Below are 20,304 nucleotides of genomic sequence, written 5' to 3'. Positions count from 1 at the left end.
TTCGGGGGTCAGGCGAGCATCATGAAGAGCTTCTCGAGCTCCTCGGGGGTGGTGCCGTCGTCTTCGAACGCGGCATCGGGGTCGGCCAGGCACTCCTTCATCGCCGTGGAGACGATGGCGAATCCTGCACGGTCGATGGCGCTGCCAGCGGCGGCGAGCTGGGTGATCACGTCACGACAGGGCTTGTCCTGCTCGACGGCGGCGATGACCGCATCGAGCTGGCCGCGGGCGCGACGAAGCCGGTTGACGATCCGGCGCTGGACCTCGGGATCGGCGGTGCGCATCAGCGGACTCCTTCTTCACGGGCGACGGGTTCGGACCCGACGCGCAGCAGATCGGCGGCGCGCGGTCCGAGCGCCGCGCGGAGGGTGAGGATGCCGCCCGACAGCGACGCGGCATCGAAGCCCACCTGCACGAGCACCCGGTAGGCGATCGCCGACCGCACCCCCGACGCGCACATGACGCGAACCGGGCGGCCGTCGGCGGCATCCGTCACCTCGGCCAGCCGGGCACGCAGCTCGGTGTGCGGAATGTGCAGGGCACCGGGCAGGTGACCGGTGGCGACCTCGTCGGCCGAGCGCACGTCGAGCACGAGCGCCGAGGCGAGCACCTCGTCGAGGTCGTCGGCGTACCAGAGGCGCAGCTGACCGGTGCGGACGTTCTCACCGAGCATGCCGGCCAGGTTCACCGGGTCTTTCGCGGCGCCGTAGGGCGGCGAGTAGGCCAGGTCGAGATCCATGAGGTCATCGACGGTGAGGGAGGAGCGGATGGCGGTGGCCAGGACGTCTATGCGCTTGTCGACGCCGTCCTCCCCGACCGCCTGTGCGCCGAGGAGGCGGCCGTCGTTCTCGCGGAAGTGCACGATGAGGTGCAGCTGCACGGCGCCCGGGAAGTACCCTGCGTGCTGATTCGGATGCAGGTGGAGGGTGCGGTAGCGCGTGCCCTCGGCGTCGAGGGCCGCGCGGTTCGCGCCGGTGAGGGCCGCGGTGAGACCGCCGACGCGCACGATCGCGGTGCCCACCGACGAGGGCACCGCCCGTGCGGAACCGGGGCGGAGGATGTCGTCGGCGATGAGCCGCCCGGCGCGATTGGCCGGGCCCGCGAGGGCGATGGGGCGCCGGACGCCGGTCACCGCGTCGAGGGTCGCGGTGGCGTCGCCGACCGCCCAGACCCGCGGAGCGGAGGTGCGTCCGTGCTCATCGACGACGATGGCACCTCGATCGCACACGATGCCCGCGGCCTCGAAGGGGCCGGTGTCGGGTCGGACGCCCACCGACAGGACGATGAGGTCGGCGTCGATGCGGGCGCCGTCGGCGAGGACGACCGCATCGTGCTCAGCACCCTGCTCGACCGCGCTCGCGCCGACCCCGATGTGCAGATCCACGCCGAGGGCGGCGAGCTCGTCGGCGACGAGCGTGGCGAGCTCGCGCTCGAGCGGGGGCAGCACGTGGTCGGCCAGCTCGACGAGCGACACGGCGAGCCCCCGGGCGGCGAGGGCTTCGGCGGCTTCGAGGCCGATGAAGCCGGCGCCGAGCACCACGGCCCGGCGCGCGCCGGAGTCGACGCGGTCGCGGAGCGCCAGGGCGTCGTCGACCGTGCGGAGGGTCCGCACCCGAGGGGAGTCGAGACCCGGCAGCGGGGGACGCACCGCCTGCCCGCCCGGAGAGAGGACGAGGGCGTCGTAGCGGATCTCCTCCACCCCGTCGGCGGTCATCACGGTGACGGTCTGCGCCGCGGTGTCGACCGCTGTGACGTCGTGACCGGTGCGTACATCGAGGTTCAGCGCGGCGCGCAGCGAGGCCGGAGTCTGGACGAGGAGCTTGTCGGCCTCGACGATCTCCCCTCCGACGTAGTAGGGCAGACCGCAGTTCGCGAAGGAGACGTGCGGGCCGCGCTCGAGGACGATGATCTCCGCGGACTCATCCAGTCGGCGGGCGCGGGCGGCGCAGCTCATTCCGCCGGCGACGCCTCCGACGATGACGATCCTGTGGGGTGAGAGGCTCTGGGGCATGGACCGATGATACCCCCGGGGGTATCCGTGCGAACCGGGAGTTGCCTGAACTATCGATATTCGATAGATTCCTCTCGACCAACAGGAGGTTGCCATGGGCAAGAAGACGATTCTGGCGTTGCGGATGATCATCGCGCTGTCGCTGGTCGGATCGCTGATCGTGCAGACGGTCATCGTGCCGCTGCTGTGGATCGACCTCGACGGCGCGCCGTCGTGGGCGCGCGTGAGCATCGCCGCCCTCGTCGTCGTCGGGGTCCTGACCCTGCAGGTCTTCGCCGTCTGCGTCTGGAGGCTGCTGACGATGGTGCGCCGCGGCGCGGTGTTCACCCCCGCTGCGTTCCGCTACGTCGACGCGATCATCGGCGCGGTGATCGCGGCATCCGTCGTCACCTTCGCCTTCGCCGTGGTGCTCCGCTTCGGCGAAGCGGCCCCTGGAATCATCGGCCTCATCTCGGGCTTCGCGCTCGTCCTGGCCGGCATGGCTCTGCTGGTGGTCGTGATGAGGATGCTGCTGACGCAGGCCATCGCGCGCGAAGCCGAGGCGGGGCGCCTGCGCGCCGAGCTCGACGAGGTGATCTGATGCCGATCATCGTCGACATCGACGTGATGCTCGCCCGGCGCAAGATGGCCGTCGGCACTCTCGCCGACCTCATCGGCATCACCCCGGCGAACCTCGCCGTGCTGAAGAACGGCAGGGCCAAGGCCGTGCGCTTCTCGACGCTCGACGCACTGTGCCAGGCGCTGGAGTGCCAGCCCGGCGACATCCTGCGGTTCGAGCCCGCCGGCACGGACGGCGACCGGCGCCCGGCGGGGTGAGCGCCGCGTCGAGATACCGGATTTGACGACGAGGCATGAGGTAAGGATAGCCTCACCTACATGCATCCATCGCCTCGTCTGCTCACCGTCCTCGCCGCCCTCGGCGGCACCGCCCTCGTCCTCTCCGGCTGCGCGACGCCGGCTGCGGAGGGCGACAGCGCCCCCGCGGCTGAGACCCGCGAAACCGTGGTCGTCGAGAACGCCAAGCCCACCCTCGCGCTCGTGGAGGAGGGCGGCGAGTCGTCGTACCAGGAGGACCTGGAGGTCCCGCGCGACGCCGTCGAGGTGCCCGCGAGCCCGGCCTCGGTCGTGACCTTCGACATCGCCACCCTCGACACGCTGGATGCGATCGGAGCCGGGGATGCCGTGGTCGGCATCCCTGACATCCCGCTCCCCGACTATCTGTCGGCCTACGCCGACCTGCCGAAGGTCGGGAGTCTGTTCGAGCCCGACTTCGAAGCCGTCGCCGAGCTCGATCCCGAGCTGATCGTCACCGCCGCGCGCAGTACAGGCCAGTACGACGAGCTGTCGGAGATCAGCACCACGATCGACCTGACCGGGGCGTACGCCGGGACCTTCGACCCGAGCGCGGGCCTCGAGCGCGCAGCGCAGCTGGGCGAGATCTTCGGTCGAGAGGACGAGGTCGAAGCCCTCACCGCCGAGATCGAGGCGCTCGAAGACACCCTGCGCGACGAAGCTGACGGCACGGCGCTCGTGCTGTCGGTGTCGGGCGGCGAATACGGCGCCTTCGGCGAGGGCTCGCGCTTCGGCTACTTCTACGACGAGCTGGGGTGGACGCCCGCCGTGACCGCCGCCGAGCTCCCCGGAGCTGAGGGATCGCCGCACGGCGACACCGTCACCAACGAGTTCCTGCTGACCGCCGACCCCGACTGGATCTTCGCATTCGACCGCGGCGCCGCCACCGGCGAAGGGTCCACCGCCGAGGAGACGCTCGACAACGAACTGGTGGCCGAGACCTCCGCAGCACAGAACGGCCACATCGTCTACCTCCCCGCCAGCGAGCTGTACATCGTCATCAACGGGCTGACCGCGATCCAGAACGTGCTCACCTCGGTGCACGAGGCCGCGGGCGCGTGACCCGGTGGATCATCGCGGGGGCGGCGGCCGTCGCCGCCCTCGCGACGATCTCGCTGTTCATCGGTGTCGCCGAGCTCGACGGGTTCATCCTCTTCGCCAGCCGCGTGCCTCGCACCGTCTCTCTGATCCTCGCCGGAGCGGCATTCGCGATCATCGGCCTCATCATGCAGCTGCTGGTGCGCAATCGGTTCGTCGAGCCCGGAACGACCGGGGCCACGGATGCCGCGAGCCTGGCCCTGCTGCTCATCCTTCTCACGGTCCCGGGCCTCGCGCTCTGGGCGAAGGCCGCTCTGGCCGCCGTCGGCGCTGTCATCGGCGTCGGCGGCTTCCTCCTGCTGGCGCGTCGCATCCCCTCCCGCTCCAGCGTGCTGGTGCCCGTCGTCGGCATCCTCTACGCCGGCGTCATCGGCGCGGCGACCACCTTCATCGCCTACCGCACCGAGCTGCTGCAGGAGCTGCTCAGCTGGGGCATCGGCGACTTCTCGGCGATCCTCCGCGGCCGCTACGAGATCCTCTTCTTCGCGGCGGCGGCTGCGGCCGTCGCCTGGATCGCCGCCGACCGGTTCACCGTCGCCGGCCTCGGAGACGACACCGCCCGCGGGCTCGGACTCGACACCCGCCTGGTGATGGTTCTGGGAGTGGGGATCATCGCCGTGGTCACCGGCATCCTCATGGTCACCACCGGAGCCCTTCCCTTCCTGGGGCTCATCGTGCCGAACATCGTCAGCCGCTTGGTCGGCGACAACATGCGTCGCGCCGTGCCGCTCGTCGCGCTCCTGGGAGCGGCGATCGTGCTGCTGTGCGACATCATCGGTCGGGTCGTGCGCTACCCGTACGAACTGCCGATCTCGATCGTGATGGGGATCATCGGGGGGATCGTGTTCCTCTGGATGCTGGTGGGCCGCGCCCGACCAGTGGATCGGGTGGCCACATCATGACCCTGACCCGCCCTCGCACGACCGGTCCGCGGCATCCGATCCTGCGTCACGCGATCCTGCGGCACCCGACCACCGTCACCCTCCTTCTCACCGGCGTCGCGGTCGCACTCGTCGCACTCTTCCTCTTCACCGACCTTCCCGGCGCCTGGCAGTACGCCCTCGGCCTTCGGTGGCGGACCGTCGCGGGCATGCTGATCGCGGCAGCGGCGATCGGCGCAGCCACCGTGCTCTTCCAGACGATCACCGCGAACCGCATCCTCACCCCCGGCATCCTCGGATTCGATGCCGTCTTCCTCACCGTGCAGACGGTCGTGGCGTTCGTGTTCGGCCCGCTCATCCTCGTCGCGGCACCACCCGCGGTTTCGTGGTCGGTCGAGCTCGTGCTGATGGCGGGGTCGGTGCTGCTGCTGTACTGGTGGCTCTTCCAACGCCGACGCCTCGATCTGCACGTCACCGTGCTGGCAGGCCTCGTGCTCGGTGTGATGTTCCGCTCGGTGACCGCCTTCCTCCAGCGCCTGCTCGACCCAGACACCTTCGCCATCCTGCAGAACGTCACCTTCGCCAGCTTCACCTCGGTCGACCGGGAACTGCTCCTGCCGACGGGTGTGCTCGTGGTGCTCGCGGTGGCGTCGCTGTGGCCGATCCGGCGGCAGCTCGACGTGCTGTCGCTCGGCGAGACCACGGCGATCTCGCTCGGTGTCGCCCACCGGCGGACCGTGTTCCACGTCGTCGTCGTCGTGGCGGTCCTGGTGTCGGCCTCGACGGCGCTCGTGGGCCCCGTGACATTCTTCGGGCTCATCACCGCCAACCTCGCCTACGGTGCCGTCGGGCACCGACACCTCCGCAGCATCCCGACTGCCATCACCCTCGGCGTCATCGCGCTCATCGGCGGGCAGCTGATCCTCGACCGTCTCCTCGGGTTCGGCACCGAACTGCCGATCGTGATCGAGTTCGTCGGGGGCATCTTCTTCATCGTCCTCGTTCTCACCGGAAGGGCCCGCTGATGATCCTCGCCGAGCAGGTCACGAAACGCCACGGCACCCTCCTCGCCGTCGACGACGTCAGCCTGGCGCTCCGCGCCGGCGTCACCGCCATCATCGGACCCAACGGGGCGGGCAAGTCGACGCTCCTCGCGGCGATCGGCCGCCTCGTGGGCACGAACGCGGGGCGCATCACGGTGGACGGGATGGATGTCGCCACCACCCGCTCTCGCGATCTCGCCCGGCGCCTGGCGATCCTCCGGCAGGACAACCAGCTGGCCATCCGCCTGAGTGTCGACGACCTCGTCGCCTATGGGCGGTTTCCCCACGGCGGTTCGGGGCGCTCGGTCGAGGACCGTGCCCATGTCGATCGAGCCATCGACGATCTCGACCTCGATGCTGTGCGCGGCCGCTTCCTCGACGAGCTGTCGGGAGGTCAGCGGCAGCGGGCGTTCGTGGCCATGGCGCTCGCGCAGGACACCGATCACCTGCTGTTGGACGAACCTCTGAACAACCTCGATCCCCGTCACGGCGTGACCCTGATGCGGCTGGTCCGCCGCCTGGCGGAGGAGCGAAGGATGACGGTGGTCGTCGTCTTGCACGACATCAACGTCGCCGCGCGCTACGCCGACGACATCGTGGCGATGCGCGACGGTCGCGTGGTCCACCATGGAACAGTCGCCGACGTCCTCACCGCCGACAACCTCACCGACCTCTACGACACCCCTGCGCGCGTCGCCGACATCGACGGACGCCCCGTGGTGTTGTGGGACTGAACCGACACGATCCGAAAGAGCGCCATCGCCATGCCTGAGTCATCCTTCTCCTTCCGTCCCGAGGGTCTGGAGCTGCGGTTCCGCCGCGTCCGTCTCCACAGCCGCGAGTGGCTGACCCCCGGCTACGTGCGGGTGCGACTCGTCGGCGACGAACTCGCCGGGTTCGTCTCCCTCGGAGCCGACGACCACCTCCGCATCTTCTTCCCCGAGGGCGAGCCCGAGACGGTCGAGGAGCTGCGCGCAGCGGCGAGCCGCGAATACACCCCCGCCCGCTTCGACGCCGACTGGCTCGACCTCGAGTTCGCCGTCCACGGCGACCCGGATGCGGGAACCGCGGGCGTCGCGGCGGCGTGGGCGGCGACCGCGCCGCTCGGGGCGCTCGCGGGCATCGGCGGTCCGCGAGGCTCGAAGGTCGTCGACGGCCGGCCGGACTACTGGCTGCTCGCCGGCGACGAGACCGCGGTGCCGGCCATGCGCCGCTTCGCCGGGCTCATGGACGATGAGGCGCAGGGGCGCATCCTCGTCGAGGTGGACGACGCCGCCCACGAGCTGCCGATCGACGCGCCCGCGGGTGTCGGCGTGGAGCAGGTGCACCGCGACACGACGGCGCCCGGGTCGGCGCTGGCCGCCCGGCTGATCGAGGCTCGGCGACGGGGAGCGGCCGACGGGCAGCATCCTGGGGTTCATCGCGGCCGAGCAGTCGATCGTCAAGCCGGGTCGTGAGCTGCTGCTCGAGCGGTGGGGCGTGCCGGCCGACCAGACCGTCATCAAGGGCTACTGGAAGCGCGGCGAGACCTCGGAGAAGAAGCCGCGCTGAGTTGCGCGCCGGTCAGCGCTCCCAGGTGTGCACGGGCTCGTTGGTGTGCATGCCGGCGGTGTAGTCGAGCAGGGTGGCCCGCAGGGCGTCGAAGCGCTCCATGCCGCGGCGCTGATGCATCCGCCCGACGAACCACTCCGCGCCGGTGACACCCGTCAGGCACCGCTGCTCGATGATGCCGAGGAGGCGTTCGCGTTCGGAGGTCTCGACACCCCACGCCTCGAGTCCGCGGTGGGCGAGGGGGAGCAGGCGCCGGAGCACGAGCTCGGTCGCCGCCACCTGGCCGACCCCGGGCCAGTAGACGCGCGCATCGATGCCGTCACGGGCCCCGGCGTGGAAGTTCTCCTCCGCCGCGCTGAACGACATCTGCGACCACAGCGGCCGGTCGTCCTCGGCGAGTGCGCGCACGAGCCCGAAGTAGAACGCGGCGTTGGCCATGATGTCGGCGACGGTGGGGCCTGCGGCCAGCAGCCGGTTCTCCACACGCAGGTGCGGCATCCCGTCGGCGATGTCGTATACCGGGCGGTTCCAACGGTACACGGTGCCGTTGTGGAGCTTCAGCTCCGCCAGCGACGGCACCCGGCCCTCCTCGAGGGCGACCGTGGGGTCCTCTTCGTCGACAACGGGGAGCAGGGCCGGGAAGTACCGGACGTTCTCCTCGAAGAGGTCGAACACCGAGGTGATCCACCGCTCGCCGAACCACACCCGGGGGCGGACGCCCTGGGCCTTCAGCTCCTCGCTGCGGGTGTCGGTCGCCTGCTCGAACAGGGGGATGCGCGTCTCGCGCCAGAGCTCCTTGCCGAGCAGATACGGCGAGTTCGCCGACACCGCGAGCTGCACCCCCGCCATCACCTGCGAGGCGTTCCAGTAGGCGGCGAAGTCGTCGGGCGCGGTCTGCACGTGGAACTGCGTGCTGGTGCATGCCGCTTCGGGAATGATCGAGTCCGCCGTGGTGCGCAGCTTCTCGGCGCCGGTGATCGACAGCGCGATATCCTCCCCGCGGGCGTCGAGGATCTGCTCGCTGAGCAGTGCGTAGCGGGGGTTCGCGCTGAGCGTCTCGCGCGTGAGGTGCCCTTCGGCGAGGGTCGGCAGGATGCCGATCATCACCAGGTGGGCGCCGACCCCCGCAGAGCGCTCCTCGGCACGGTTGAGGCTGCGGCGCAGCCCCTCCTCGAATGTCGTCAGCCCTCCCCCGCTCAGTCGCGCCGGGGGGACGTTCATCTCGATGTTGAACTGGCCGAGCTCGGTCTGGAACGCCGGGTCGGCGATCGCGGCGAGGGCCTCGGCGTTTCGGAGAGCGGGGTCGCCGACCTCGTCGATGAGGTTGAACTCGACCTCCAGCCCCGTCAGCGGATCGTCGGTGTCGAACCGCGACTCGCGCAGCATCTGCGCGAAGACGTCGAGGTTCTGCCGCACCTTCTCGCGGTGGCGCGTGCGGTCGGCGCGGGTGAACTCCTGCGGTGCGACATCCTCTCCCATGGGGGCACTCTAGAGGGCGCCCCGCCCGCAGGCGAGGGCTTGCGGACGGGGCGGCGGGCGCTCAGGAGCGGACGTAGTCTGTCGTCACGGCCAGCTCGCGGGCGATCTCGATCTCGGCGGCGAGGGACGCCGCCCGGTCACGTGCGAAGCCGGATGAGTCGGTGCCGAGCTGCTGCCGCAGCGGGCCGTCGCCGCGTTCGGCGATCGTCTGGATCGCGGCGGCGGCACGAGCCGGGTCTCCGAGCTGCGTTCCCGGCATGGCCTGGTGCGTGGCGATCATGTCGCGGATGGCGGGGTAGGCGTCGATCGGATGCTCCGCCTGCTGCAGCGAACGCGAGGTGAGGAAGTCGGTGTCGAAGTATCCGGGTTCGACGATGGTGACGCGGATGCCGAAGTCCGCGACCTCGGCCGCCAGCGCCTCCGACATCCCCTCCAGAGCGAATTTTCCGGCACAGTAGAGCCCCCACCCCGGGAAGGCCAGCAGCCCGAGAATCGAGGAGATGTTGAGGATGTGGCCCGAGCGCTCAGCCCGCATCGCGGGAAGGACCGCGCGCAGGACGTTCCAGGTGCCGTTCACCTGCACGTCGAGCATCGCCCGCACGTCGGCGTCGGTGGTCTCCTCGACGGCCCCGAGGAATCCGTATCCGGCGTTGTTGACCACGACGTCGAGATGACCGAAGACCTCGAGCGTCTGCGACACCGCGTGCGCCACCGCGTCCTGATCGACGAGATCGACTTCAAGCGCGAGCAGCCGATCGCTGTCGAGGTCCGACAGACTCGTCCGCAGCCGCTCGGCCGAGCGGCTGGTCGCTGCGACGCGGCCGCCCGAGGCGAGCAGGTGCCGGACGAGGGCCAGACCCAGCCCCCGGGACGCTCCGGTGACGAACCAGACCGCGGGACGGTCGACGGGGTATGACATGAGAGGTCCTTTCGAGAGTGTTCGATGCGCGGCGATCAGCCGTCGTGCTTCCACTGTCGGTCTCCGGACGTCGGCCGAGAGGCCTGCACCCGGCCCTTGCGAGACCAGGACTCCGAGGGCCAGGCAAACCCCTGACGGATGCCGCGTGCGTCGCGACAATGGGGTGATGACCCCTCGCAACGCCGAGCTGGCGGACTTCCTGCGGCGTGCGCGTGCCGCCGCCGATCCGGTCCGGGCCGACCTGCCGCCAGACGGCCGGGTGCGCCGGGTTCCCGGTCTCCGCCGGGAGGAGGTGGCCCGGCTCGCCCGAGTGTCGACCGACTACTACACCCGCCTCGAGCAAGGCCGGCCGATCGTTCCCTCCCCGGCCGTCGTCGACGCGATCGCGCGCGCACTCGGCCTCGACGAGACCGGAACACGGCACCTGCGCGACCTCCTCGACCCGACGATCGCCGCCGATCGCGCCACCCACGCGCAGCGGGCGCGTCACGGCCTCCACCAGCTGATGGAAGGACTGGATGCGACGCCCGGGATGATCCTCGGCCGGCGCACCGACGTCTTGGCGATCAACCCGATGGCTCGCGCGCTCATCGCCGACTTCGAGGTCATGCCCGCGCGGGAGCGCAACTACGCCCGGTGGATGTTCCTCTCACCCGAGGCCCGGGAGCGCCTCATCGACTGGGAAGCACAGGCCCGTCGCGTCGTCGAGAACCTCCGGCTCGAGGCGGGCCGCAGCGGAGGCGACCCCGACCTCGCCGCGTTCGTCACCGCACTCGCTGTGGCGAGCAGCGACTTCGCGCGGTGGTGGGACGAGCACCGGGTCTTCCAGCGCACCTTCGGCGACAAGCGATTCCGGCACCCGCTCGTGGGAGAGCTGACGCTGCAGTACGAGACCCTGACGCTGCCCGGCGATCCGGATCAGACCCTCTTCCTCTACACCGCCGCCCGCGGCTCGCGATCTGCCGAGGCGCTGAGCCTGCTGCACCAGTGGATCGAGCAGCAGACACCCGCCGCCGTCAGCCAGAGCCTCGCCCGCTGAGAGCGTCGAGCTCTCGGACGAGCCTCTTCGGAGCCGTCACGCGGTACGACGCGTCGATCAACTCGGCGACTTCGTCCCAGTCGACCCCGCCCCGGTCGACGCCGCCCGCGGCGGCGAGGTCGACACCGAGCCATCCCGCCGGCCAGAGGTAGGCCGGTTCCCAGAACCGCCCATCCTGCCGGAGGGCCGGCTCGTCGGCGGGGTCCGGCCGGAAGAGGATGGCGGTGTCGTGCCGCGCGCCCACGTGATCGCCCCGCTCCGACCCGCCGTAGTAGCAGAACGTCTTGGTCGTGAAGAAGTTCGGCCGTCCGTGCGAGACCCGCTCGGCCGCCCCCGGGAAGGCGAGGGAGATCTCGCGGATGCGCTGCAGCGCAGCATCCGCGTCGTCGAACATGATCGGGTGACTCACGGGGGCACCGTACCGCCGGGGAACGACATGGGCAATGATGAGCGCATGTCGACGTCGGTCACGCTCCGCTTCGCCACGAAGCAGGATGCCGCGACCGTCGGCGCCCTGCTTCACGACTTCAACACCGAGTTCGAGGCGGCAACCCCCGGCGCGGAGTTCTTCGGCGAGAGGTTCACCGATCTGCTGACACGAGAGGACGTGCTCGTCGTGCTGGCCGAGAAGGAAGACGGTGAGGCCATCGCCTTCGCGTACCTGACGCTTCGCCCTACTCCCTACTACCCAGGTGCACTGGCACAACTGGAGGAGCTGTACGTGCGACCGACGCTTCGTGACGCGGGAATCGGCACGCAGGTCCTCACCGCCGCGATCGACGAGGCGCGCCGTCGGGGGGCCGGCGAGATGCACATCAACGTCGACGAGATCGATCACGACACCCGCCGGTTCTACGAGCGGCACGGCTTTGTGAATATCGAGCCCGGCGAGGACTACCGGATGCTCTGCTACATCCGGGAGCTCTGAGCGGGCTCATCCTGTCTGCGACGATCCTTCGACACCCGCGAGGATCGGCGCGAGCTCACGCGCGAGCGGCGGGGCCAGCCGCTCACTGAAGGTGGCGGTGAGGTGGTGGGCGTCGCGATACACGACGGAGTCGCCGATGATCGGCGCGCACATCTCGTCGCAGAAGTATCGGGCGAGGTCGATGACCTCCGCGCCCTCGGCAGCGGCGACCTCACGCTCGATCCCCCGCACCTCGGGGCGCAGGGCCTCGTCCGCCGACGCGCCGCACGCGGCGGTGTCGGTGAGATGCGCCGAGAGGCATACCGCGGGCGGGGTGCGCAGGTCGGGGCTGTCGGCGAGGATCACCACCGGCACGTCGATCGCATCGAGCGTGCCGGTGAGTCCCTCGCGCCAGGGATCTGCACCGACGTTGTCGGCGGCCGCTGCGTAGTTGGCGACGATCACCAGGGTGGGCGGGTCTTCGCGGAGCCGCTCGAACACCTTGGCCCGCCACTGGTCGCACGAGACGTAGGGCACTCCGTCGCGCTCCTGGGGCATCTCCAGTGATCGGCACGACGCCTTGGTGAAGACCTGCAGCGCGTAGCCGTGGGCCTCGGCGGCACCGGCGACGGCCGGGAACCAGCTGGCGGCGTGCGAGTCGCCGAAGAGCACGATGCGGGGGGCATCGACGTCGCCGTAGAGACATCCCTTCGCTTCGGCCGAGTGGTAGTCGTCGACGCAGCCGTCGGCGTAGATGACGGGCTCGTCGTCGAGCACGTCGCGAAGGTCGGGGGTGACGTTGGAGGGGACGAAGGAAGTGGCGGCGGGCGGGGCGGCGACCTCGGAAGAGGCGACGTCGCCGGTCCGCAGCGGCGCGGCGCTCGCCGTGGCAGCGGCTGCCGAGGCGAGGAGCACGCACGCCGCCGACCCGGCGAGCGCCGCCACCAGCGACCGGCGCGGTCGCGCGGCGACGAGCCACGGCATACGACGGACCGGGTTCTCGACGATCCGATGAAGGACCCACGCCGCCGGCACGCAGAGCGCCGCGATACCGAGCGCGACGGGGAGCGGCAGCGACGCGGTGAAGCCCGACGCCGCCTGCGGAACGAGGAGCGCCGGCCAGTGCACCAGGTAGAGCGAGTACGAGATCGCGCCGACGAACAGCATCCCGCGCGTCGACAGCACGGCCCCCGGCCCGCCCCGCACGGGCGTGCTTCCCGCGAGGATGACGAGCAGGGTGGCCGCGACCGGCAGCGCCGCCGCGACGCCGGGGAAGACGGTGCCCGCGTCGAACAGCACGGCCACCGCGACGATGCCCGCGAGCCCGATCCAGCCGGCGGCAGGTGCGAGGCGGGCGGGAATGCGGATGCCGCGGCTCACCGCGAGTGCGAGCAGCCCGCCTGCGCCGAGCTCCCACGCCCGGGTGGGGAGGGAGAAGAACGCCCACGGCTGGTCGCTGTACGTCTGGACGACGCCGCCGGCGAAGGACACGGCGACGAGGACGGCGAGGACGACGAACAGGCAGCGTCGCGTGCGGGTGAACGCCGCCGCACCGGCGAGGACGACCGGCCAGAGGAGGTAGAACTGCTCCTCGACGCCGAGCGACCAGTAGTGCTGGAACAGCGACGGCGTCTGCTCAGCGAGGTAGTCGGTGCCCTCCACCGCGAAGAGGTAGTTGGGCACGTAGAGCGCGGTGGCCACGGCATCCTTCCACACCTCCCCCATGAGAAGCGGCGGGTACCAGATGACTGCCGCCACGACGGAGGCGGCGATCACGACGAAGGCCGCAGGCAGGATGCGGCGCGCGCGCCGGGCGTAGAAGCGCGCGAAGCGCACCCGACCCTCACGGTCGAGCTCAGCCAGGAGGTGGGTGGTGATGAGGAACCCCGAGATGACGAAGAAGACGTCGACCCCGATGAAACCGCCCGGGAGGAACGGCACCCCGGCGTGATACAGCACCACCGCGCCCACGGCGACGGCACGAAGACCCTGGATGTCGCCGCGGAAACCCGCAGGCGATGCCGTGCCGGTGGCTGCCACGCGGCGCAGTCTAGGTGGTCGGGGAGAACAGCCGGCGAACCCCTGCCCGCCGGGTGGATCTCAGGAACGGATGCCACGATGTGCGGGTGCGCTCCTCTGCGGCATCCCGAATCCAGACCGTGCTCGCAGGTCTGGTCACCGTCGCGGTCGTCGCCGCGATCGCCGTCGTGGTGCTGTTCTCGCCCCGCGAGAGCGCCCCCGAGTGCCGCACGTGGACCGCTGAGCAGCGCGAGAACGCCGCCACCGTCATCCGGGCGGGACAGGATCTGGGGCTCTCGGAGCGCGACCAGACCATTGCCGTGATGACCGCGATGGGCGAGTCGTCGCTCGAGAATCTCGACTACGGCGACTGGGAGACCAGCGGAGTGCGAAACCCCGACGGCAGCCCCACGACCTCGGTCGGCCTCTTCCAGCAGCAGGACGAGTGGGGTCCGCGCGACGCGCGCATGGATCCGTACACCGCGGCGACGATGTTCTACCGGGCGATGCTCGAGGAGGTGCCCGAGCCCGAGCGCCTGGCGATGGAGCCGACGCTCGTCGCCCACCGCACGCAGATCAACGCCGAGCCCGACCACTACGCGCCGTACTGGCCCGCCGCAGAGGCGATGGTCGCGGAGCTCGCGGGTGCGGACGGCGCGGGTGCGGAGGGCGCTCCCGAGGAGACGGATGCCGCGGGCTCAGGAGGCTGCTGACGGGGCGTTGTCAGCTAGGCAAACGCACCAGATCCGCGGAGGAGACATGCAGGAGCACCTGGTTGTGTGTTCCCTATGGATTCACGCGTCGCCTTGGTCACCGGAGCATCCTCGGGAATCGGAGAGGCCACCGTCCTCGAACTGATCAGCCGCGGGTTCGTCGTCTATGCCGGGGCACGGCGGGTGGAGCGCATGGCCCACCTCGCCGATCACGGCGCCCGCGTCATCCATCTGGATGTCACCGACGACGAGTCCATGACGGCGGCCGTCACCGGCATCCTCAACGATCAGGGACGCATCGACGTGCTGGTCAACAACGCCGGATACGGCTCCTACGGCGCCGTCGAAGACGTGCCGATCGACGAGGCCCGACGCCAGTTCGAGGTGAACATCTTCGGCCTCGCGCGACTCACCCAGCTGGTGCTGCCGACGATGCGCCGCCAACGCCGCGGCACGATCGTCAACATCTCCTCGATCGGCGGACGCATCTACGAGCCGCTGGGCGCCTGGTACCACGCGACGAAGTACGCCGTGGAGGGGCTGAGCAACTCCCTGCGAGTCGAGGTCGAGCCGCACGGGGTGCGGGTGGTGCTCATCCGGCCCGGGGCGATCCGTACCGAGTGGAACGAGATCTCGCGGCGGAGCGCCCTCGAGGTCTCGGGCGAGACCGCGTACGGACCCCAGGCGCACGCGCTCGTGCGGGCGCTGACCGCGGCAGACACGGAGAGTGCGGCGGGTCCGGCAGTCGTCGCCGAGGCGATCGGGCGGGCCGTGGATGCCGCGAAGCCGCGGATCCGCTACACCGTGCCCTTCGCTGCGAAAGCGATCGTGTTCGCGCGCTGGCTGCTGCCCGACCGCGTGTTCGACGCCGCGGTGCACCGCGTGTTCGGCGTCACCCCCGCCGATCGGCTGGCTGCGGAGGAGTCCTCCGCCGGCGCGCGCGGTGCGGTGACGGCACCGTCATGATCCTGCGATAGGCGGCCAGTGACCCGGGTCGGCAAGGGGCGCATCGTGAACGTCGACACCGTCATCGTCGACCACCGCCGACACGACGACCAGTGAGTACGAGCGGATGCCCTCGTAGCTGTCCCTTCGGATGATCGCCGCCGGGTCGGCAGGGTCGAGCTCGGCAGAACGGTCGAGGACCGTCATCCATTCGTCGGGAGAAGCGGCGCGGAAATCCGCGAGCCACCGTGCGATGCGCGGTGAGCGCTGGTCGTCGACGTCGTCGTGCGCGACCATGTGGACGCCGGTAGCGAGCTCGGTCGCCGAGAGGATCAGTCCGTCCCACGACACGACGCGCGCGCGGCGGCCGGTGACTTCGACGAGATTGAAGCCACGGGTCATCGGCGCCCCCGCCGGTGAGCGGCCGGCCACAGACTCCAGTGCGACCGATCCCCGGGTGTGCACCGCGCTGTCCGGACGATCGGAGAGGTCATGGCGGTTCAGGAGCACGGCGACGCGGCGAGCGACCGGGTCCGCCGCCATCCACGCGCCGCCCGCCCGGACGTCGCGTATCCCGACGACGCCCTCATAGGCGTCGTCCCACCAGGGCCCCAGCCGGTTCCACGGCCGATCGGGGTCTTCATCGCGGACGGCGAGGAGGCGCACCGCCCCGCCGCCTGACGTCTCGGGGACCGAGATGATCACCGTGCACATGCGATGCCTCCGGTCAGGCGTGCCAGACTCGAGCCATGTTCGTCCTCGTGGGGGTCACCGGCGGCATCGCCGCGTACAAGACCGTCCACCTCGTGCGGGCACTCGTCCTCGACGGTCATGAGGTGCACGTCATCCCGACCGAGGATGCGCTCCGCTTCGTCGGTCGTCCCACGTGGGAAGCCATCAGCCGTCACCCCGTCACCACCTCGGTACACGACGACGTCGCCCAGGTGAGACACGTCGCGCTCGGCCAGCAGGCCGATCTCATCGTCGTGGCGCCCGCGACCGCCAACTTCCTCGCGAAGTTCGCCGCGGGTCTGGCCGACGACCTGCTGGGAACGAGCCTACTGGCCACCACGGCGCCGGTCGTCGTCGCGCCGGCCATGCACACCGAGATGTGGCGCCACCCGGCGACGACGCAGAACGTCGAGGTGCTGCGCGCCCGCGGCGTGCACGTCATCGGCCCCGACAGCGGGGCGCTCACAGGGGGTGATGTCGGACCAGGGCGGATGTCGGAACCCGACGCCATCCACGCCTATGTCGCCGGGCTGCTCGCCGGCGAGGATCCGGAAGGAACCCGAGCGAAATCCCTCGACGGCGTCCGTGTTCTGGTGACGGCGGGCGGGACGCGAGAACCGATCGACCCGGTCCGCTACATCGGAAATCGCTCCAGCGGAAAACAGGGGATCGCCGTCGCCACGGCTGCGGCCGACCGAGGCGCGGAGGTCACGGTGGTTCTCGCTCACGTCGACTCGGACGTCCTCCGGGAAGCATCCGCACACCGCTCGATCACCCTCGAGCGTGCCGGAACGGCCGCCGAGCTCGGCGACGCCGTAGCGCGTCTCGCACCATCCGCAGACGTCATCGTGATGGCCGCGGCCGTCGCCGACTACCGGGTCGAGGATGCGTCGGAGACGAAGATCTCCAAAGACAGCACCGACGGCGCGCTGCACCTGACGCTCGTGGAAACCGCCGACGTCCTCGCAGCCACGACGGCGGCCCGTCGCACGGGACAGACCATCGTCGGGTTCGCGGCGGAGACCGAACCCGACCCCGACATCCGAATCGAGCGCGCCCGCCGCAAGCGTGAGCGCAAGGGGGTCGATATCCTCGCTCTCAATGAGGTCGGTTGGACGAAGGGCTTCGAGTCGACGGACAACACACTGAGCCTGATCGGAGCCGACGGCGCGGTGCTCGCGACCGTGTCGGGCACCAAGCGCGAGACGGCCGAGGCGCTGTGGGACGCGGTGCTCGCAGTGCGCGGCACCTGACGCGGGACCAGCCGACGGCCGACGGCCGAGCGACAGGTCACGCCGACTCCACTCTCGCAGCGTGCCTCGTCACACAGGCACGCGAGGGATGCCGGCCGGTTGGGGGGACCGCAGATGCTCGACGACCCGGTCGGCGATGGCCCGGTGCCCGTCGTTTCCGACATGCCCATCGCCGAGGGAGAACGCCGGGTCGATGACATTCGGCTCGAGCATGCTGATGTAGGACGCCCCGACCGCCTCGGCTGCCTCCTGAACGACGGCGTCGAGACCGCGCGCGACGTCATCGACCTCCCACGGCGTGGACGGTCCGACGGCGACGATATCGGCGTCGGGAAGGGCTGCCCCCAACGAGGTGAACGTCTGCCACACGGCCGCACGCACACGCTCGGGGTCGCGGACGAAGGTGCCGAAGTCGTTCTGCCCACCCGCGACCACGACGACGTCAGGAGACGCGGCGACGACCTCGGCGACCATCTCGACGTAGGTCGGGCAGTACTGCCGGCCGCATCCCCGCCAGCTGTTGGTCGTCACGAACCCCGTGCCGCCGAGCCCCAGGTTCACCTCCACCCACCCGAGATCGTCGGCGGCGAGAGTGCTCCACCGGTGCGCGTGCAATTCCGCCCCACCGCCCTGGGTGTAGGAATCGCCCATGAAGGCCGCCCGCCGGGGCGGCTCGGGCTCGGCGGACGGACTGAGGTCGGGCCGGCGCGTCGGCGACGGCGTCGAGAAAGGGCCGAGCGCGTGAGCGGCGGATTGGTGTGGCTCGCCAGAGCCGTCCGGCTCGATGGAACGGGGAGCGTCGGTCGCGACGGCCTCTCCGCCCGCTGCATCCTCACTCGTGGGAACTACGAAGACCAGGGCGACCAGCGCGAGAACCGCACCCGCGACCGCCAGCTCTGCGCGCCGCCGGGCACCGATGCTCACCGCCGACGGCCGCTGCCCGTGCGCCATACATCGACCCTAAATCGCCGATCCAGGGATTTCGAGGGGTGCGTCAGTCCGCGCTCGCCCGCAGCAGGCACGCCTCGGCGGCGACCCAGCCGAGCATCGCGCACTTCACCCGCATGACGTAGCGGGCGACGCCGTGAAAGGCGGCGGCGTCTTCAAGACGTTCGGGCGGCTCGACACCCGGCGAGCGCAGCATGGTGCGGAAGTCCTCGATGAGCGCCCGTGCCGTTTCGACGTCGGCACCCCTCAGCAGGCCCGACATCACCGACGCCGACGCCATCGAGATGCTGCAGCCCTGCCCTTCCCAGGCCAACCCGCTCACGACGCCGTCCTCGACGGCGAGGCCGAGGGTGATCTCGTCGCCGCAAGACGGGTTGAGCTCGTGATGGGTGACGGCGAAGCCCGAGACGTCGCCGCGCCCCTCGGGGTCACGAGAGTGGTCGAGGATCACCTCGCGGTACAGGCTCTCGAGATCGCTCACCGGTCGGCTCCGAAGAAGGGGCGCACCTCGGCGAGCGCGTCGGCGAACCGCGCCACCTCGGCGGCGTCGGTGTAGACGTAGGCGCTCGCCCGGGTGGTCGCCGCCACCCCGAGACGGCGATGAAGGGGCTGAGCGCAGTGGTGTCCCGTGCGCACGGTGATCCCGCGGTCGTCGAGGAACTGGCCCACGTCGTGCGCGTGGACACCGTCGACGATGAAGCTCGCCAGCGGCCCGCGCTCGGCCCCGGCCGGCACACCGACCAGGCGCACACCCGGCGTGTGAGCGACGGCGTCGACGAGCAGGCCGGTCATCTCGTGCTCATGGTCCGCGACCGCCGGCATCCCGATCGCCTGCAGGAAATCGGATGCCGCGGCGAATCCGACCGCCTGGCTCACCGGCTGGGTGCCCGCCTCGAAGCGGTTCGGTGCGGGGAGGAATTCGGCCGACTCCATCGTCACCGTGGTGATCGTGGATCCGCCGGTGCGGGCGGGCGGCAGCAGGTCGAGCAGATCCTTGCGACCCCAGAGCGCGCCGATGCCGGTGGGGCCGAGCATCTTGTGGGCCGAGAACGCGGCGAAATCGACGCCGAGCGCAGAGAAAGCAACCGGATGATGCGGCACCGACTGGCACGCATCGAGCACCGTCAGCGCGCCGACGCGCTGGGCGAGGCCGACGACATCGGCGATGGGGGCGATCATGCCGGTGACATTGGAGACGTGGGCGAAGGCGATGACCCGGGTGCGCGGTGTGACCACGGCCGCGAGGGCGTCGGTGTGCCACAGACCGTCGTCGTCGACCGGGACCCAGCGAAGGGCTGCGCCGGTGCGCGCCGCGAGACGCTGCCACGGGATGAGGTTCGCGTGGTGCTCGGCCTCCGTGACGACGATCTCGTCCCCGGGCCCGAGGCCGAACCGGGCGCCGGCGTCATCGCCGCCGAGGCCGAGCGCGGCATCCGACATGCCGAGCGCGATCATGTTGATCGCGTCGGTGGCGTTCTCGGCCCACACGATCTCATCGGCTGCCGCGCCCACGAACGAGGCCACCCGTGCGCGGGCGTCTTCGAATGCCAGGGTCGCCGCTCCGGTCGCCATGCTCGACCCGCGGTGCACCGCCGCGTAGTCGGTCGCGACGAACGCCGCCTCGGCGTCGATCACCTGCCGCGGGCGCTGCGACGTCGCCGCCGAGTCGAGGTAGGCGCGGTCGGGGTGCGCGGCGAGGAAGGGGAAGTCGTCGCGCACACGAGTCGGGAGGATGTTCATCACCCTCCAGTCTCTCGCGGATCGGCGCGTCGCGCTCCGGGGGTGCGGGCCGGCGCGCAACCGCGGGTCGGGCCGGCGACGCGCCGCCGTTCGGCGAAGACGCGCGGCGTGTCGGGCCCGAGCCCCGCGGCTGTGAACGGCATCGCGGCGTCGGCCTTCCCGTCATGGGCGGGC

The 20,304-nt window shown here is 70.7% G+C and carries 23 protein-coding genes; 13 read left to right on the top strand and 10 right to left on the bottom strand.

Annotated features, from left to right (window positions below):
* Positions 1-8: 8 nt before the first annotated feature.
* Positions 9-284: a metal-sensitive transcriptional regulator gene (locus tag QSU92_RS11895; RefSeq protein ID WP_141936917.1), complete on the bottom strand. Its 276-nt coding sequence runs from the start codon at positions 282-284 to the stop codon at positions 9-11.
* Entirely contained in the window at positions 284-2,011 is a 1,728-nt protein-coding gene (locus tag QSU92_RS11890; RefSeq protein WP_289262100.1) for an FAD-dependent oxidoreductase, read from the bottom strand. Before QSU92_RS11890 ends, QSU92_RS11895 begins: the two co-directional genes overlap by 1 nt.
* Positions 2,012-2,105: 94 nt before the next feature.
* Here QSU92_RS11890 and QSU92_RS11885 point away from each other — a divergent pair, with 94 nt between their 5' ends.
* The 8 genes from QSU92_RS11885 to QSU92_RS11850 are packed head-to-tail and all read left to right on the top strand — an operon-like array spanning position 2,106 to position 7,436.
* Positions 2,106-2,591, top strand: coding sequence for a DUF2975 domain-containing protein (locus QSU92_RS11885; RefSeq protein ID WP_289262098.1), 486 nt, complete (start codon positions 2,106-2,108; stop codon positions 2,589-2,591).
* Positions 2,591-2,827 (top strand): helix-turn-helix domain-containing protein, encoded by a 237-nt coding sequence (locus QSU92_RS11880; protein ID WP_289262096.1) that lies wholly within the window; start codon positions 2,591-2,593, stop codon positions 2,825-2,827. The genes QSU92_RS11885 and QSU92_RS11880 overlap by 1 nt, the downstream gene beginning before the upstream one ends.
* Positions 2,828-2,887: 60 nt before the next feature.
* Complete coding sequence (locus tag QSU92_RS11875; RefSeq protein WP_289262094.1) at positions 2,888-3,925, top strand: siderophore ABC transporter substrate-binding protein; 1,038 nt, start codon at positions 2,888-2,890, stop codon at positions 3,923-3,925.
* Positions 3,922-4,863, top strand: a complete 942-nt coding sequence (locus QSU92_RS11870) for an iron chelate uptake ABC transporter family permease subunit (RefSeq protein WP_289262093.1) — start codon at positions 3,922-3,924, stop codon at positions 4,861-4,863. Before QSU92_RS11875 ends, QSU92_RS11870 begins: the two co-directional genes overlap by 4 nt.
* Positions 4,860-5,867, top strand: a complete 1,008-nt coding sequence (locus QSU92_RS11865; RefSeq protein WP_289262092.1) for an iron chelate uptake ABC transporter family permease subunit — start codon at positions 4,860-4,862, stop codon at positions 5,865-5,867. Before QSU92_RS11870 ends, QSU92_RS11865 begins: the two co-directional genes overlap by 4 nt.
* On the top strand, positions 5,867-6,619 hold the full coding sequence (locus tag QSU92_RS11860; protein WP_289262091.1) for an iron ABC transporter ATP-binding protein: 753 nt from the start codon (positions 5,867-5,869) through the stop codon (positions 6,617-6,619). Before QSU92_RS11865 ends, QSU92_RS11860 begins: the two co-directional genes overlap by 1 nt.
* Positions 6,620-6,649: 30 nt before the next feature.
* A complete protein-coding gene (locus tag QSU92_RS11855; protein ID WP_289262089.1) occupies positions 6,650-7,342 on the top strand; it encodes a siderophore-interacting protein in 693 nt (230 codons plus the stop codon).
* A complete protein-coding gene (locus tag QSU92_RS11850) occupies positions 7,293-7,436 on the top strand; it encodes an SIP domain-containing protein (protein ID WP_333783469.1) in 144 nt (47 codons plus the stop codon). Before QSU92_RS11855 ends, QSU92_RS11850 begins: the two co-directional genes overlap by 50 nt.
* A 12-nt stretch (positions 7,437-7,448) precedes the next feature.
* Here the strand turns inward: QSU92_RS11850 and QSU92_RS11845 are convergent, their stop codons facing one another.
* On the bottom strand, positions 7,449-8,915 hold the full coding sequence (locus tag QSU92_RS11845; RefSeq protein ID WP_289262087.1) for a glutamate-cysteine ligase family protein: 1,467 nt from the start codon (positions 8,913-8,915) through the stop codon (positions 7,449-7,451).
* Positions 8,916-8,976: 61 nt separating this feature from the next.
* Positions 8,977-9,834 (bottom strand): SDR family NAD(P)-dependent oxidoreductase, encoded by an 858-nt coding sequence (locus QSU92_RS11840; RefSeq protein WP_289262085.1) that lies wholly within the window; start codon positions 9,832-9,834, stop codon positions 8,977-8,979.
* A gap of 166 nt (positions 9,835-10,000) precedes the next feature.
* On the opposite strand from QSU92_RS11840, the gene QSU92_RS11835 reads away from it, so the two are divergent.
* Positions 10,001-10,873 (top strand): helix-turn-helix transcriptional regulator, encoded by an 873-nt coding sequence (locus tag QSU92_RS11835; protein WP_289262083.1) that lies wholly within the window; start codon positions 10,001-10,003, stop codon positions 10,871-10,873.
* On the opposite strand, the gene QSU92_RS11830 is transcribed toward QSU92_RS11835, so the two are convergent.
* The gene (locus QSU92_RS11830; protein ID WP_289262081.1) at positions 10,851-11,282 is read right to left on the bottom strand and encodes an MmcQ/YjbR family DNA-binding protein; all 432 of its coding nucleotides are present in this window, start codon (positions 11,280-11,282) and stop codon (positions 10,851-10,853) included. The two genes, QSU92_RS11835 and QSU92_RS11830, sit on opposite strands and share 23 nt — an antisense overlap.
* A 45-nt stretch (positions 11,283-11,327) precedes the next feature.
* On the opposite strand from QSU92_RS11830, the gene QSU92_RS11825 reads away from it, so the two are divergent.
* Positions 11,328-11,801, top strand: coding sequence for a GNAT family N-acetyltransferase (locus QSU92_RS11825; protein ID WP_289262079.1), 474 nt, complete (start codon positions 11,328-11,330; stop codon positions 11,799-11,801).
* 6 nt (positions 11,802-11,807) lie between these two features.
* Here the strand turns inward: QSU92_RS11825 and QSU92_RS11820 are convergent, their stop codons facing one another.
* Positions 11,808-13,820, bottom strand: coding sequence for an acyltransferase family protein (locus tag QSU92_RS11820; RefSeq protein WP_289262077.1), 2,013 nt, complete (start codon positions 13,818-13,820; stop codon positions 11,808-11,810).
* An 86-nt stretch (positions 13,821-13,906) separates the two neighbouring features.
* On the opposite strand from QSU92_RS11820, the gene QSU92_RS11815 reads away from it, so the two are divergent.
* On the top strand, positions 13,907-14,512 hold the full coding sequence (locus QSU92_RS11815; protein ID WP_289262075.1) for a peptidase M23: 606 nt from the start codon (positions 13,907-13,909) through the stop codon (positions 14,510-14,512).
* Between the two features lie 75 nt (positions 14,513-14,587).
* Positions 14,588-15,478, top strand: a complete 891-nt coding sequence (locus tag QSU92_RS11810) for an oxidoreductase (RefSeq protein ID WP_289262073.1) — start codon at positions 14,588-14,590, stop codon at positions 15,476-15,478.
* On the opposite strand, the gene QSU92_RS11805 is transcribed toward QSU92_RS11810, so the two are convergent.
* Positions 15,473-16,171 (bottom strand): NRDE family protein, encoded by a 699-nt coding sequence (locus tag QSU92_RS11805; RefSeq protein ID WP_289262071.1) that lies wholly within the window; start codon positions 16,169-16,171, stop codon positions 15,473-15,475. The two genes, QSU92_RS11810 and QSU92_RS11805, sit on opposite strands and share 6 nt — an antisense overlap.
* A 35-nt stretch (positions 16,172-16,206) precedes the next feature.
* Here QSU92_RS11805 and coaBC point away from each other — a divergent pair, with 35 nt between their 5' ends.
* The gene (gene coaBC / locus QSU92_RS11800) at positions 16,207-17,442 is read left to right on the top strand and encodes a bifunctional phosphopantothenoylcysteine decarboxylase/phosphopantothenate--cysteine ligase CoaBC (protein WP_289262067.1); all 1,236 of its coding nucleotides are present in this window, start codon (positions 16,207-16,209) and stop codon (positions 17,440-17,442) included.
* Between the two features lie 69 nt (positions 17,443-17,511).
* Here coaBC and QSU92_RS11795 read toward each other — a convergent pair whose 3' ends face one another.
* The 3 genes from QSU92_RS11795 to QSU92_RS11785 are packed head-to-tail and all read right to left on the bottom strand — an operon-like array spanning position 17,512 to position 20,130.
* Entirely contained in the window at positions 17,512-18,393 is an 882-nt protein-coding gene (locus QSU92_RS11795) for an SGNH/GDSL hydrolase family protein (RefSeq protein ID WP_289262065.1), read from the bottom strand.
* Between the two features lie 43 nt (positions 18,394-18,436).
* Positions 18,437-18,871 carry a Fe-S cluster assembly sulfur transfer protein SufU gene (gene sufU / locus QSU92_RS11790; protein ID WP_289262063.1) on the bottom strand — a complete coding sequence of 145 codons (435 nt, stop codon included), beginning with the start codon at positions 18,869-18,871 and terminating at the stop codon, positions 18,437-18,439.
* Positions 18,868-20,130 (bottom strand): aminotransferase class V-fold PLP-dependent enzyme, encoded by a 1,263-nt coding sequence (locus tag QSU92_RS11785; protein WP_289262061.1) that lies wholly within the window; start codon positions 20,128-20,130, stop codon positions 18,868-18,870. The genes sufU and QSU92_RS11785 overlap by 4 nt, the downstream gene beginning before the upstream one ends.
* Between the last annotated feature and the right edge of the window lie 174 nt (positions 20,131-20,304).

It is taken from the genome of Microbacterium sp. ET2 (assembly GCF_030347395.1).
In the GTDB taxonomy this organism is placed as follows: Bacteria; Actinomycetota; Actinomycetes; order Actinomycetales; family Microbacteriaceae; genus Microbacterium; species Microbacterium albipurpureum.
Note: the sequence above shows the minus strand (reverse complement) of the source record. Positions and strands in the feature narration are given on the sequence as shown.